The following is a 15,497-nucleotide window of genomic DNA, read 5'->3' on the forward strand; positions in this document are numbered from 1 at the left end:
TATTAAATTCTTTATTTAAAAGTACAAATTATTGATATTTGGAGATTAAATCCTTGTGATAAATCTAGTAAATACACAAACAGTTTTAACATTTGATGGGGTAAATGATTATATAGATTTTGGCAGAAACGATATTGGCGGCGTTTTCGCTCAAGGGAGTTCAGCTTTTACGGTTTCAGGATGGATAAATCCATATCAACTAACAAATAAAGCCACTAGTTACGGGACGCGCAATGTATTTTTTGCCCGTTCTTCAGAGAGATTCAGCGATAATTTTGAATTCGGCATCAGTGAAGCAGGAAGCCTAGATGTCTACATTGATGAAACTGTTAGCAAGGGTATCAAAACCTTCGGGCAAGGAGAATTAACTATAGAACAATGGCACTTTTTTGCTATTGTTTTTAATAGTGGTCAAATAGCCGTATACCTTGACGATGGTGAATACAACGATTCTCTTAGAGGTTCATCTTTAAACAAAGCCACAAGTTCTATAACTCTGGGAGCAACGTTACACAAACAGGTCTATTTCAAAGGGCAATTAGCAAACATTAGCGTTTGGAATTATCCCTGTACTCAAGCACAAATCCAGACTCATCGTTGTGGGCTAATAGTTGGAGATGAAGAAGGATTAGTGGCTTACTGGAAACTAGACGAAGGGCAAGGTACAACTGTCAAAAACCAAAAGGGAAAGTCTTATCAAGGAAATTTTCGTGGTAATCCTATTTGGACTTTAGCAGAAATTCCATTCGCAACACAATCATCAAATCCAGTTCCATTTGCAGCAGAATCATCCAATCAAGAAGATATTCAAGAAGAGATCCAAACTGAGACAGCAGTTATTCCTGAAGAAAATATCTCACCACTAACCACAAATTTATTAGCAGCAACGGTATCGTTAGTAAGCGACGACGAAAACCAACTAAAGGAAATTCAACAGGCAGAAACAAACAGCGAAGAATCCGAAGTAAGCGACAACAAAAACCAACCAAAGGAAATTCAACAGACAGAAATAAACAGCGAAGAATCCGAGATTATTCCAACTGCGATCGCTCTCGAACCACATGACGAAGAAACCAAAACAGACCAAATTGAAAATCCCGTCAATATCCAACAAGCACAAGTATTAACTCAGGAGGAATCGCCAGAAACCATGAATACAAAAGCCCGTCCCAAATATAAAATACTTTCCATTGATGGAGGCGGTATTCGGGGCATTATTCCGGCATTACTCCTATCAGAAATTGAAAGGCGGACACAAAAGCCTATATTCAGTTTGTTTGATTTAATTACTGGTACTTCCAGCGGCGGAATTTTAGCACTTGGACTAACTAAACCCCGATTAAGTTCTGATGTATCTGATAACTTGCCAGTAGCTGAATATACTGCTGAGGATCTCCTACAGCTATTTCTGGAGTATGGGGTAGAAATATTTTATGAGCCGTTGTTTGAAAGACTACTTGGCCCGTTAGAGGATATATTTCTCCAGCCAAAATATCCTTCCGAAAGTAAAGAAGAAATTTTCAGGCAATATTTTGGTAACGCGCTTCTAGAAAATAATCTCAAAGAAGTTTTTGTAACGAGTTACGATATCGAGCAGCGAATTCCGATATTTTTTACAAACAAACTAGAAAAACAGCAAACAGAATCTAAGAATTTTCAGAAGTTATGTGGCGGTTTTTCGCTCCTAGATGCAGCATTGGCAACTAGTGCCACTCCGACTTATTTTGCTCCTCATCGGATTGTAAACCCCCACAATAGCGGCATCGCCTATACTTTAATCGATGGTGGAGTATTTGCTAATAATCCAGCCCATTTAGCTATTTTAGAAGCACAAATTAGTAGTAAACGAAAAGCCCAAAAAGTCCTGAATACAGAAGATATTTTAGTAGTTTCTTTAGGTACAGGTTCGCTGACGAGTGTCTACCCTTATAAAGAAGTCAAAAATTGGGGACTCTTGCAATGGGGAAGACCGCTTTTAAATATTATGTTTGACGGTAGTAGTGAAGTGGTAGCTGGAGAGTTAGAACAGTTGTTTGAACCTAGCGATCGAGAAGCTCAAAATTTTTATTATCGCTTTCAAACATTATTAGATAGTGAACTAGAAGAAATAGATAATACCAAACTCCAAAATACTCGTCAGTTACAAGCTATAGCCCATCGATTAATATCTAACAAAAGTCAACAAATCGATGAACTGTGTAGTCTTTTGTTGGGCTAAAATCAGATTTCTTATATCTTGCACCAGTTAGTTGCTGCAAGATATAAGATTTTTAATTTCTTCACAAAAGAAATTAGTAATGACTCTCTTAGTCATGTTTTCACTTTATAAGGATTGTAGGTAAGTACAATGGATGAACTCGTCAAAAAAATTTCTGGTTTAGGCCTTCCTGGCATACTTTTCGTAATAGCAACGGGTGCAGCAGGGGGTAATGTCGCTGCCGTTGTTGCTATGCTTTCAACGCTGGGCGGGCCTTTCGGCCTCTTAGGAGGTTTAGGCTTGCTTGGGCTGGTAGCCGTTCTAGGGGAATATATAGCGGGATTTGGAATTGAAAACATTCTTAAGCTCGTCTATACAGAACGTAGCAAAACTGAATCTGTCAGATTTCTTCTCAAAGAAATTCAAGAATTGCCCATTTCAGATGAGTTAAAACTCAAACTGAAACATCATATTAGCCCAGTAGTCGTTACTGAGCCTGACCAAGGCCCTTTTCCGAGAACAGTCGAAATTGTCGATGAGGAACCATTGATCTAGAACCGCAAGGCGGAAGTCAAAAGTCAAAAGTCAAAAAGCTTAGAAGACAGGCTTTTGAACAATTTGAAATAGTTGCTTTATTTACGCCGTGCTGTACTAGTGCATTCGATTTGATCCCCCCTAGCCCACGCCAGTCGCTAGCCTGCCAGCCACGCTGTAAGCGTGGCTGGCTCCCTTTAAAAAGCTACGGTGTACACACAAGTTATCGAATCACTACCAGTCCTCGAATTACCCCACCCTAACCCTCCCCTTATAAAGGGGAGGGAACAAGATTTTCCAGTTTCCCCCCTTTATAAGGGGGGATTAAGGGGGGTAAAATGCGGGTTGAACAAGCCACTCCGACTTGTGTGTACACGGTAGCCTTAAAAAGAGAGGAAATTTAATTAAAGTCCTCCTTAAAAAGAAGAATTTAGGGGGATCTACAAATCTCGAATACAACACCATAAAAGTTTTCAGACATTCTCTAAAAGGAAAAATGGTCTTTGAGTTTAACTTAATTCTCAAAGGTCATTTCAAAATTCCTTGTGTAATTAGTAACAGCTACATTTTTAGAATATGCAAACTCCATCTGTGCGTGAGCAAAATACAATAAATCCTTTTTCAACCTTGATTCAATTTTGGCAGGATGTGAAAGTAGTTGCCGGGCCTTATTGGTATCCAACAAAAGCAGAAGGAAGAGCATTTTCAGATGTGATTCGCTCATGGGTAATGCTCATTTCTTTAGTATTATTAATAGTCGTAATTGTCGGTGCAAATGCTGCAAATAGTTACTGGAATCGCTATGTAATTGATATCGTTATTGAACAGAAAGACCTTGATAAATACAATGGTACTTTATGGCTGTCCAGTCTCATTATTGTCGGAATGATCTTGTTAGTAACTCTTTTGAGATATGTCAGAAAAAAAATAATTCTTGACTGGTACAAATGGCTAAATATTCATGTTTTAGAAAAATATTTAAGCAATCAAGCTTATTATAAAATAAATTTTAAATCTGATATAGATAATCCAGATCAACGCTTATCCCAGGAAATAGAACCCATTACTAGTATTGGCTTGAGATTCTCATCTTCTTTGCTAGAAAAATCTTTAGAAATGGGAAGTTCTTTGATAATTCTCTGGATAGTTTCTTCACAAATTGCAATATATTTAGTTATTTATACAATTATAGGCAATTTAATAGCTGTTTACTTGAATCAAGGAATAAATAAAGTTAGCCAAGAAGAACTTGCATTTAAAGCAGATTTTGCATATTGCTTAACTCATGTTCGTAATCACGCCGAATCAATCGCTTTTTTTCAGGGAGAAGATGAAGAATTTAATATAATTCAGCGCCGATTTAATAATGTTTTAAAAACTGCTGAAAAGAGGCTGAATTTAGAGAGGGGACAAGACGCTTTTGGCAGAGCATATCAGTCTGCCATTAGCGTATTTTCGATGTTTATTCTTACACCTTTATTTCTTCAAGATCAAATTGATTATGGACAAATAAACCAAGCTAGTTTTGCTTGCTTTATGTTTTCTAATGCTTTAGGAGAACTAATATCTGAGTTTGGAATTTCAGGGCGATTTTCTGGCTATGTAAAGCGTTTAGCAGAGTTTTCAGATGCGCTACAGGCTGCTAGTAAACAACCAGAGAACGCCAATACTATTCAAATTCTAGAAGAAGAACGTTTAGCTTTTGAGAATGTCACTTTACAAACGCCAAATTATGAACAGGTAATTGTTGAAAATTTGTCATTTGCTGTTGCCCCAGGTGAAGGGTTATTGATTGTTGGCCCTAGTGGTAGGGGTAAAAGTTCTTTGTTGAGAGCGATCGCTGGTTTATGGAATGCGGGAACTGGCCGTCTAGTGCGTCCTCCCTTAAAAGAAGTATTATTCTTACCCCAACGACCTTATATCATTTTAGGGACTTTGCGCGAACAGTTGCTCTATCCTCACACAGATAGGAAAATGAGCGATCGCGAACTTGAACAGATTTTGCAACAAGTTAACCTGCAACACTTACTTACCCGCGTCGATGGTTTTGATACAGAAGTTCCTTGGGAAAATATATTGTCTTTAGGAGAACAACAACGCCTCGCTTTTGCACGGCTATTAATTACACATCCTAGTTTCACGATCTTAGATGAAGCAACGAGTGCTTTAGATTTAAATAACGAAGGTAATTTATATCAACAGTTACAATCAACGAAAACAACTTTTATCAGCGTTGGACATAGAGAAAGCTTATTTAATTATCATCAATGGGTGTTAGAACTTTCACAAGAATCTAATTGGGAACTTGTTTCTATGCCAGATTATCAATTGCAAAAAGGGATTGTTATTAAACCAGTTGAAAAGGAGCAAATTACGATAGATATTTACCCGAAAAATGAACTCAAAATAAAACCAGAATCAGCAGCGAGCGTCACAATTATAGGACTTTCTCATAAAGAGCTTCAGACATTAACAGACTATTCTATTACTACGATCAGAAGCAAAGCTAGTCAAGAAAAGTCTGTGACTACTAAGGATGGTGTAACCTACCGCTATAATAGAAACCCGGAGGTATTGAAATGGGTAAGAGTTTAGTAACTATTTGTATATTTCAAAACAAGTGATGCTAACTAGAAAGCAAAAACAATTAGTTACTTATAAATCTATTACGATTTATGAAAAACCTTACAAATTTCCTACCTTAAAAAATCCCAAAATAAAAAAAGTTCAAAGAAAAATTAGAAAATGCCAAAGCTTAATTAAAGAAGGTACTAAATATCATTCTTATTTTTGGGGAATAATCAAATGTAAAAAAGAAGTTAGTCAAGGAGAAACCTTAGCAAATGTTAAATTATTAATCACAGATTATATTCAACTTCTGGATTTTTTAGAAAATTATAAAAATAGTTATCAAAATTTTTTATTAAAATTTATAGATGACTGGAAAAATCTATTTAACCAAAAATATTATGAAATTAGAAAAGTCAATGAAGAAAGAAGTAAGTTAGAGATAAAGAATAATAAAGATTCTCAAATAATTGACAAGTTAAAATGGGAAGAAGAAGAAAACTTAAAATCTATTTTGTTGTTAAGTAATACTAATTTTTTAATTTTAGAAAAAGTAAAACTACTCAGCGAAGGAATTAAAAATTTAGCGGAAGATACCAAAAATCAAAAGCAAGCTATTCAGAAAATACTTAAAGATATAGAGGTGTATCAAGAAATTTATGAATATCAAGTCAAAGCTACAAAAATTCGTCAAGAAATCGCAAAAATAGCTGAAACAGCAATTAATCTAGAAAACTCTCTACAAGATTACTTTAGTCCGTTTCAATCTTTAATAGATGATGTCGTAAAAGTAGATGCAGATTTTTACGCAATTGTAGGAGAAATTCAAAATTTAGCAAGTAGTACTCTAAATTCTCAAGTTAATTTATTAACGATACAAGATACTAGTACTATGTCTCATGACATCCTCAATTTATTAGTGGCAAGTTATGATAAAAAAGATAGACTGCAAGATGCTTTTTTTCAGTCAAGATTATTAGATTTACAGGTTCATGACTTTGATTTTAGTAAAGATGAGATAACTTTAAATCAAGCGATTTACTTAATATCTAATTATATGTCTACTCAACTGGTTGCTCAAAAGAAAGTGCTAGGGATAGAAGAAGCAGATGTTGTTTCTTCTTATTCTCAACTTTCTATCGAAAAAACAGAATTGGCGGAACAACCTAATAATAATACTGATATTGAGCTTTCCACAGAATTTAAAAGTAATTGGAATATTGATTACAGTAAATTGCAAAACCTTCTTACGCAGTATAAGTGGCAAGAAGCTGATATTGAAACAGCTAAATTAATGCTACAAATCATGGGTAAGAATGATTGGAATGAAGTTTATAAACAAGATATTCTTAACTTTTCATGCCAAGCTTTTCATAAAATTGATCGACTTTGGCAACAATACAGTCATGGTTACTTTGGTTTTAGTGTTCAGCAAAGTATTTGGAACGAAATAGGCGGTCAAATAGATTATGAAACAGAAAAAAGACTTGGCGATCGCCTGGGTTGGCGAATAGAGGGAAACTGGTTAAATTACGACCAACTAACTTTTAAATTATCCCCGACGACACCGATGGGACATCTACCAGTTAAATGGTTACATTATGACCAAAATATATTAGACATACCTTCATATTCATCTACAACCCCCCTGTCAATGGCAGCTTGGCGAGTTGGATCTTGGCTAGTATGGCAGATGCATTTATTTTTTACTCGTGTCAAAACTTGTCATGAAACTTTACCATGAGTGAATCGCACATTATTTAATAATCGGGGAGAAAGCTAATGAATAATATGAATCTGTCTGATACAGAAATAGAAATTTTACTTTTTGGAAAATGGCGTTTTAATACAGATTGGGAAAAAATTTCTATTGAATTTAAAGATAATATGACTTATGAGCAAACTAGAATTCAAACGTTTCTTTTATCTAAACCCAGCGAGTTTATCACGGGTAATAAATTTACTGGTGTATGGCACGTAAATGATAGAAGATTATGTTTAATTGTTAAAACTGTTCCTAAATCATTTTTCAATTTGCGATTACTGATATTATCTAGAGTAGATTTGGCAGATATGATAGCTAGCATCTACTCTATATTTATAACAGAGAATTATGAAATTATTGAAATTGATAAATTAAAATTCTTAATAAGCGACAAAAATCAGAGAATTGCTGGTATAAAAATTAATTAATACTTTTTTTATGCTTGTAATTAAAAAATATAGGTAAAATATTAAGTCTGTATAAGTTATTACGATTCTGTATTTTGGTAGTAGACTTATTGAAATTAATTTACAATATTCATCTTATGCATAGAGAGCTTAAAAAAGCTTAGAGCTTGCAAAGTTTATTGTGCTAACCTAGTTTAGTACCACTAAGACTAACTCTAACTTGAATTTAACTCGTTTTTAGCTTACTTATGTATTCCTTCTGGACAGTTGGGCTTTCTGATAATGTGCATACCTAAAATTTTTAAAGTACTATTATTATGCTGGATAGTAAGTGATGTTAACTCTTGACCCAACAGATAAAAGCTACCCATAATACTAACCCAATTGTGCAGTCCGTTTTTTGCTCTGTTAAGTGTTATTGTCGCATTCCTTCGATTATTTGCTCCTTTAAGTATTAAAATACCACCAAAATTAAAACTACCGGATGCAATTAATTTGCTGCTATTAACGCTAGCCGTGATATTGGCAAAGGTGTAGCCTAAAAACTTAAGGCTTCCTGCAATACTGGCAGAGTTATTGATATTACCATTAGTTCCTTTACCCAGAGTGACTGTAGCGCCGTTGAAAGCTAAAATCCCAAAATCGAAATTACTTGTAGCTTGAAATCCGCTCTTGTTCAAGCTGATACCTAACGCCGTGAATTTTTTGCCTAAGAAAGTAACATCGCCTAAACCAAAGACCTTTTTATTAGTTAAATCAAGTTTAAAACTAGGAACATTGAGCTTTAGAATATTACCTAAATTAAAAGCTACATTATTAATTGAAATGTTCTGAGTGTTAAATGATAAAGTGCCGCTACCCAAAGATTGATTAAAAGCAATAATATTTGCTGTTCCTGTTGCGCTTTGATTCTTCAAATTAACTGTGAGGTTGGGAATAGTGAAAGTCAAGAAACCTGCTAAACTCAGCCGAACATCCCTCAGATTGACACTATTTTGAGTAACATCAAACATAATGCCTGCTAGGGTATTCCCAAAAACTGAAATTGTTCCTAAACCACTACCGCTACCAGATTTTATATCGATACTCAGGGCATCAACATCAATACTCAATAGATTGCCTAAACTCAGGTCAAAGTTTTTAAATGTAGTATTGGTAGGGGTAATTTTAAATTCAACATTCGCAATTTCGTTATTAAGAATTTCTAGATAACCATCTCCCTGAAGATACTGCTCACTAGGCGTTACCTTTAAAGATAAATCTAAACTATCGTCATCCGTGCCCTTAATTTTCAGAAATCCTAAATCAATTTCCAGAACTTTTAATGAACCATAGATATTATTAAAAGTTTTATCTCCTTGAAGAATTAAGATTGCCTCATGCCCCCAAGCATTAAGTTTGCCATTAATTTCTAAACCTTCTGATATCGCTTGAGCCGCAATTATTGTCGGAAAAGGAACATACTTAATTAAAGGATTGATTTTTCCGTCTCCATCCCCATCAATTGATTCGATGTTTAAGTTTACTAAGCTTTCTAAAAGCCCTAGTGCTTTGTTAACTAAATCGGTTGAATAACCTACTTGTTTGGTAAGAAAGGAAGCGACTGGCCCCCGCCACAAATCTATTAAGCTAACCGCTTGCTTGGGATTTAAAATTAAAGCTAATCTTTCAGGATCATTAGTGTCCATGAGAAAAGCTACCTCAAGGTCTGTTTTTTCCCATTTCAAATCACCAATGAAGCCAAAGTTATCGAAGTAAGGAGGTAAATACGTTCCGCCTCCTTGAAACCTGATATTGCGAAGTTCAGTTCCTAGCAATCCATAGGGATTACACCAAGATTTTTCACCTTGTTGACAAAAGTATGCTGTTAAAGATTCGGGTTCGAGGGAGAGACTACCAGAGAGAAATAGTTTAGGTTCTTTTTCTTGGGTGGGATCGTAGCCTTGCAGAATCAAATTTCCAGTTAATCCAAAGTTTGGCTCTAAATCAGCCCCAATATTTAACCCTATGAGCAAGTTATTAAAAGTAGCCTTAAATTGTTGCTGGGAAAATAGCTGAATATCGCCTACAATATTACCTGTTAAGCTAACCTGTCCTGCCGGATTAAAGTTAATTATGGCTCCTAAACATCCAATTCCTAAGCTTTGATGAATAAAACTGCTGAAATTTGTCTGGAGATTATGGAAATCAATATTTCCAATAAAGTTGAATCCTCTGCTTAAGTTAATACAACCTAATTTTGAATGTATAAAAGAATGTTCAGTATCAGTGATAATTAGCTCTGGGTTGCTTAATTTTAAATCGTTGATAATAGAAAGTTGACTCGCTATGTTACTAAAAATAAAATCTTCGTTTAATTTATATTTTAATGTGGTTTGCTTGCCAAAAAATAATTCAATATCTTGGTTCTTTAGTAATCCTTTAAAGCCGATTTCAACTTCTTGATGAATTTTATAAAGTTTATATTTTGGTGCAGATATTCTAATTTCAGGTTTGCAAAATATTTCAACAATGATTCTGTCAAGCGCCACATTAATGTATGGTACTGTACTATGAATGCTAAAAAGTTTGTCTAAATTTAACTGCAAATCATGGTCAAAATCTAAATAAGTTCCTGAACTTGAGGAGAATAAATTTACATCATCTGAAAGTCCAAGTTTTAATTTGATAGCATTAGGTAAGGGAATTATTGTGAAATCAATGCTATTAGTCATAAGTGAATTGACGTAAATGTTTTTAACAGATTGGTTTAGAGGTTATTTCTAGCAAAGCATTTAGTATCTCAACTCAAGTCTTTGCTGGCAGATAGATCGTATTCTCAAAAAAACTTTGAATATCAATTAGTCAGAACTAGATGTGAAAGTTTCCTTGAATTTAGTAGAGCTAAGTTTTCTTGCCGATGTATCATGTCTACCAAGTCGTAGAATGGACGGCTTCTTTCAACTTGAAATCGTTAGTATAGTTCTGGATTCCATTTATCTGGCATATTTTTATAATTCGTAATTCGTAATTCGTAATTCGTAATTTACAAAGCCGTATTTTCTGATGTAAACGACAAAAAACGATATCGTCAGAAATTGCGGGTTGAAATTTGCTTAAGATATGCGATGAGGTGTCGCAGCTACGCCCGTCGTAGACATTCCACCCAATTTACCATGCCCTATGACCAACTACTTTCGCTCTAATGTTGATGCAATGGCTAGCTACATTCCCGGCGAGCAGCCTCAACGCGGTACACAAATTATTAAACTTAATAGCAATGAAAACCCCTATCCTCCTTCTCCTGCGGCATTAGCTGTGCTACGAAATATTGATGGTGAGTGGTTGCGGCGGTATCCAGAACCTTTCGGGGGGGAGTTTCGGGAAGCTGCAAGTAAAGTTTTAGGAGTTCCTAGTGATTGGATAATTGTCGGAAATGGCAGTGATGAATTGTTAAGTGTGGTGATTCGAGCCTGTGCTGAACCTGGGAAAAAGGTAGTTTATCCGATGCCTACTTACGTGCTATATCGCACATTAACAGAAATGCAAGCGGCGGAAATTATTGAGATTCCTTACAACAAAGACTACAGTTTACCAAAGGACGAATTAGTTGCTGCCAATGGGGCGGTAACATTTATTGCGTCGCCCAATAGTCCATCGGGGCATCTGGTGGCAACAAATGATTTGCGAAAATTAGCCAGCCAGTTATCTGGAGTTTTAGTGATTGATGAAGCATACATAGATTTTACCGAAGAGAATGCATTGGCTTTGGTTAAGGAATACGAAAACGTCATTGTGCTTCGGACACTATCTAAGGGGTACTCGTTGGCAGGATTACGATTGGGCTTTGGGGTGGCGAATCCTAAACTTTTGCAGGGATTGTTTAAGGTTAAAGATAGCTATAACATTGATGCGATCGCTTGTGCAATTGGTACAGCTGCTATCACTGACCAAGCTTATAAAAATGCTTGTGTAGCCAAGATTAAGGCATCACGGGCTAAGTTAGCAACAGACTTGAAACAATTAGGTTTTCATATCTGGGATTCCGAAGCTAACTTTTTGCTGGCACAGCCAAGAGAAGGAAACGCAGAATACCTCTATCAAAAACTCAAGGAACGGGGAATTTTAATCCGCTACTTCAAGCAGCCTGGACTAGATGATAAATTACGCATCACTGTTGGGACAGATGAGCAAAATCAGGCTTTAGTAGAGGCACTAACTACAAATCTTTAATTATCAGACCTCTTTTGCAAAAGTCCCTAACAGCCCACCCCCAACCCCTCCCCGCTTGCGGGGAGGGGAGACAAAGCGTAGCTTTGGCGGGGTGGGGTTCTTTCTTATTTTTGATTTATGCAAGAGGTCTATCGAACAGGAGTCAGAAGTCAGAATTCTGACCGAGAAAGCAGATAGCGCAGTGTCTCGTAGAGAGCGTCTTGATTCTGAATTCTGAATTCTGCATTCTTCTTCAATCACTTACAACACTTGAAAACTAAAGCTAAGACTTGCCCAATTATTCACATCCAAGCTATGTGAATCGGCTGTTGTGACGTTCATCTCCGTTTTGAGGGCACTAGCGTTATGTAAGTCTTGTAGCAAGGCTTGTACAACGTCTAAGGAATTCAACAATGGGCCAATTCGCCCTTGTTCGGCTGTGGAATACTTGGCAGCGTTCAAGGCGGCGAGAGTTCCCTTAAAGGGGGCAGTACTAAAAATCAGTTGGTGTTCGCAAAAGCAAGCTGGCCCTGAAATCACCCATTCGGAAGCAGTATTCGCTTGGGGTAGGGTGAGGGTTTCACCTGGAGCGATGACGACTTCTTTAAGCAGAGGTTTGGTGTCCGCGGTGTTTGCTTCTTGGGGAGTTTCCCAAGAATAGAAGGCGATCGCTGTATGATTATTGTTTAATCCCAGCAAGATTAAATATACTGGGCGATCGCTCTGGTTTTCTACCCGATATTGCATTCGACTACCAATAGGGACAATCGGTGTGGGGAATGATTTTTGAATCGAAGTTTCTGTTTTGAAAGTTCGTACTGTTTCGCGCTGCATGATAACGCGAGGGGATATGTTGTTAATTATTTCTAAGGTTGCCTTGAGAGCCAAGCGGGAAGAACCTTGATTTTCTGTAAGTCGCCATAATTTGGCTGCTAACAAGGTTGATAATTTTGGCGCTAACTTTTGCACCGTTAATTTTACAGCTTCTCCTGCTTCCCCAGTGGCATTGGAAATTAGTTCGCCACCAAGAGAAAATAAACCATAGCGACTAGGTGTTTGCTGTAGTTTTGCAAATAAATAATCAGCCGGTTTTTCCCCTGCGACTATGGTGGAGACATGAGGAAATGCAGCAAAGGCACTTGTAGCATCTACCCGCTCAATTCTTTCTAAGCCAGTATCCAGAGCAATTATTAAATTAATATTTCGGGGTAAAACCCGGACTGCTTCTTGGACAAGTTGCCCGACTTGTAGGGGATTCGCACCTTCTATTTGGGTAATTTGCGCTTTTGCTGTTAACCCAGTCCGCGATCGCAATACTAATTCTTCTGTTGTTGTTGCTAAGGTAAATCGAGAATTCACTCCGTAGTATAGCAGCACTTGTGGCGGTAATCCTGCTAACCACAGCTGGACTGTTTTGCCGTCTTCTTCAATGGCTGTCACCGCGCCTTCTGCACCAATGATACTCTCTGGCAAACCTAACCCCCCAGCCCCCTTCCCTACAAGGTAAGGGGGAGAATTCAAAGCCTCTCTCCTCTTAGGAGAGAGGTTTTCCAGATTCCCTGGTTGTTGTCTGCTACCCAATTTCGATAGAGAATTTTCTACATGGGAAAGGGAGACTTGAATTCTGGTAGTTGGGGTAAATTCCCACAAATACTGCGTCAAGGCGTAAGTAAATAACCCGGCACTAAAACCAGAAAAGAGTTCTTCCCTCGCCGACTGCTTGGGATTTGAGGTAGCTGCTAAGACAATCGGCGTGCTGGGTAACTTTTGAGTTTTAAGTTGTTGGAGAAAGTCGAACTCTTCTGCTGCTAGCTTTGCCTCTAATGATTCTGGAAGGGCACGAGCTTTTAATCCTAATACTGGGGTTGGCGCATAATAGCTAGTATCTAATACTGCTGTGACTCGATTTGTAGGGAGCGATCGCAATAATAGCAGTAGAGTTTCTTCTAATATATAGTTGACTATTTTTTCATCTTGTGAGGCAGAACTGGGATTAGCTGGCACCAGAGCGTTTTGCATTGTCTCTGGCGATGTCTCCAATTTGACACGACTGCCATAACCGCTAAAGTGAAAGACAACCACATCATCGGGTTTAGCTTGCTTGCCCAGATGATCCAAAAAAGCCGCCTCAATGAATTCTCTACTAGCTTGTTCCTCAGTTAAGGTTAAAATATCTGATCCTTGGAAACCAAAGCGGTTAATCAAAAGTTCTCTTTGTAATTCGACATCCGTCAGACAACCACTGAGGGCTGGAATTTTTGGGTATTGGTTAATACCTATTAGTAACGCCAATTTGCGCGGACTGGGTTGTGCCAAAGCCTGATAATAGCGATTTCCCAAAGACAACCACTCAGCTTCAGTTACCCCCAATACAGCAAGTATTGAGCCAATTCTGTGTAAAAACGTGCGCCGTTCCATAGTTAGCTATCAGCCCTCAGCTATCAGTTAGCAGCTTACAGGGCTGAACTCTGTATTGTAAAGTTACAGTTTATGCTGCTTGCTTCTTGACCAAATAATTGTTAATTCATAATTCATAATTTCTGGTAACAGAGTCACTAACTTGAGTTAGTAAAAAGATAAAAACACATTCCTGACTCAAGAAAAGCGGATTCATCAGTGGAGTCTTAATTACGAATTACGAATTACGAATTACGAATTATGCCGACACTTCTATCCGCATTGCCCGCGCCAACTCTGCCGCCACTTCTGGACGGGAAAATTCTGGTGGAGGTAATTCCCCGCGCCGCAGCATTTCCCTGACTTTTGTCCCCGATAGGTGAATGCGTTCTTCTGGCCGGCTGGGACTAGTTTTAGATGTTGCCATTTGCTTAGTGCGCATGCAGTAAAAAGCGTGTTCAAATTTCATCGGCACAATGCCTAATTCACTTGGTTCAAATTCATCAAAGATGTATTGAGCGTCGTAAGTGCCGTAATAGTCACCGACACCAGCATGATCCCGTCCGACGATAAAGTGAGTACAGCCGTAGTTTTTGCGGACTAAAGCATGGAATATAGCCTCACGAGGCCCAGCATAACGCATTGCGGCGGGATTAATTGCCAAACTTACTCTGTCTAATGGGTAATAATGTTCCAGCAAAATTTCATAGCAGCGCATCCGCACGTCAGCGGCAATATCATCTTCTTTTGTCGCCCCGACTAATGGGTGCAAAAATAAACCATCAACAATTTCTAAAGCGCACTTTTGAATATATTCATGGGCGCGGTGGATGGGGTTGCGAGTTTGAAAGCCGACAATGGTTTTCCAACCCTTGTCTTGAAATAGTTGCCGTGAGGCAGCTGGATCGATTTGGTAAGTGGGAAACTGGGGATGAGGTTCGCGTTGCAACAACCAAATATCACCCGCCAGATGTACAGTACCTTGGTTATAGAGTACCTGCACGCCGGGATGATTGACATCATCAGTGCGGTAGACTTTGATTGCTTCGCGGGTTTTGTCGTAGTTATACTTTTGGGTGAGTTGCAAAACTCCGATAAATTCGCCTCTGGAGTTATCCAGACGGATTAAGCCGCCTTCTTGTAACGGGGAAGCTACTTCTTCGCTTACCGATAGTGTAATCGGGATTGACCACACAAGACCGTTAGCTAATCGCATTTCTGTCACGGTGCGATCGTAGTCTTCTTGGTTCATAAAACCCGTCAGCGGACTAAAAGCACCGATCGCAATCATTTCTACATCCGAAACGGCGCGATCGTCAAGTTGCACTCGCGGCAAAAAGTCAGCTTTTGAGAGAAACTCTGCTCTTTGTTCTGGTGTGGCGATACGGTTAACCAACTGTCCACCGTGCGGGGCTATGGCATCTAGATTGTGACTCAA

9 protein-coding genes are annotated in these 15,497 nt (G+C 37.9%); 6 read left to right on the plus strand and 3 right to left on the minus strand.

Translation table 11 applies throughout. The features are described from left to right. Positions 1–55: 55 nt before the first annotated feature. From V7K61_RS19595 to V7K61_RS19615, 5 genes are all read left to right on the plus strand, one after another. Complete coding sequence (locus V7K61_RS19595; RefSeq protein ID WP_335055756.1) at positions 56–2,218, plus strand: patatin-like phospholipase family protein; 2,163 nt, start codon at positions 56–58, stop codon at positions 2,216–2,218. A 129-nt stretch (positions 2,219–2,347) separates the two neighbouring features. Then, entirely contained in the window at positions 2,348–2,752 is a 405-nt protein-coding gene (locus tag V7K61_RS19600) for a hypothetical protein (RefSeq protein ID WP_335055758.1), read from the plus strand. A gap of 555 nt (positions 2,753–3,307) precedes the next feature. Further along, entirely contained in the window at positions 3,308–5,326 is a 2,019-nt protein-coding gene (locus V7K61_RS19605; protein WP_335055759.1) for an ABC transporter ATP-binding protein/permease, read from the plus strand. Between the two features lie 28 nt (positions 5,327–5,354). After that, entirely contained in the window at positions 5,355–7,043 is a 1,689-nt protein-coding gene (locus tag V7K61_RS19610) for a GUN4 domain-containing protein (RefSeq protein WP_335055761.1), read from the plus strand. 38 nt (positions 7,044–7,081) lie between these two features. Further along, entirely contained in the window at positions 7,082–7,492 is a 411-nt protein-coding gene (locus V7K61_RS19615) for a hypothetical protein (RefSeq protein WP_335055763.1), read from the plus strand. Between the two features lie 221 nt (positions 7,493–7,713). Here V7K61_RS19615 and V7K61_RS19620 read toward each other — a convergent pair whose 3' ends face one another. Beyond that, positions 7,714–10,185, minus strand: a complete 2,472-nt coding sequence (locus tag V7K61_RS19620; protein WP_335055765.1) for a hypothetical protein — start codon at positions 10,183–10,185, stop codon at positions 7,714–7,716. 448 nt (positions 10,186–10,633) lie between these two features. Between V7K61_RS19620 and hisC the strand changes: the two genes are divergently transcribed. Continuing rightward, positions 10,634–11,683, plus strand: a complete 1,050-nt coding sequence (hisC, locus tag V7K61_RS19625) for a histidinol-phosphate transaminase (RefSeq protein WP_335055767.1) — start codon at positions 10,634–10,636, stop codon at positions 11,681–11,683. A gap of 240 nt (positions 11,684–11,923) precedes the next feature. Here hisC and V7K61_RS19630 read toward each other — a convergent pair whose 3' ends face one another. Continuing rightward, positions 11,924–14,080, minus strand: coding sequence for a caspase family protein (locus V7K61_RS19630; RefSeq protein WP_335055769.1), 2,157 nt, complete (start codon positions 14,078–14,080; stop codon positions 11,924–11,926). Positions 14,081–14,318: 238 nt separating this feature from the next. After that, positions 14,319–15,497, minus strand: coding sequence for a sulfate adenylyltransferase (gene sat, locus V7K61_RS19635; RefSeq protein WP_335055771.1), 1,179 nt, complete (start codon positions 15,495–15,497; stop codon positions 14,319–14,321).

It is taken from the genome of Nostoc sp. (assembly GCF_036918015.1).
GTDB lineage: Bacteria > Cyanobacteriota > Cyanobacteriia > Cyanobacteriales > Nostocaceae > Nostoc.

Bases quoted from the DNA above. Each gene is read 5' to 3' on its own strand.
- V7K61_RS19615 (WP_335055763.1), top strand. From the start codon at position 7,082: ATGAATAATATGAATCTGTCTGATACAGAAATAGAAATTTTACTTTTT.
- V7K61_RS19605 (WP_335055759.1), top strand. From the start codon at position 3,308: ATGCAAACTCCATCTGTGCGTGAGCAAAATACAATAAATCCTTTTTCA.
- hisC (WP_335055767.1), top strand. From the start codon at position 10,634: ATGACCAACTACTTTCGCTCTAATGTTGATGCAATGGCTAGCTACATT.
- V7K61_RS19620 (WP_335055765.1), bottom strand. From the start codon at position 10,185: ATGACTAATAGCATTGATTTCACAATAATTCCCTTACCTAATGCTATC.
- V7K61_RS19600 (WP_335055758.1), top strand. From the start codon at position 2,348: ATGGATGAACTCGTCAAAAAAATTTCTGGTTTAGGCCTTCCTGGCATA.
- V7K61_RS19630 (WP_335055769.1), bottom strand. From the start codon at position 14,080: ATGGAACGGCGCACGTTTTTACACAGAATTGGCTCAATACTTGCTGTA.
- V7K61_RS19610 (WP_335055761.1), top strand. From the start codon at position 5,355: ATGCTAACTAGAAAGCAAAAACAATTAGTTACTTATAAATCTATTACG.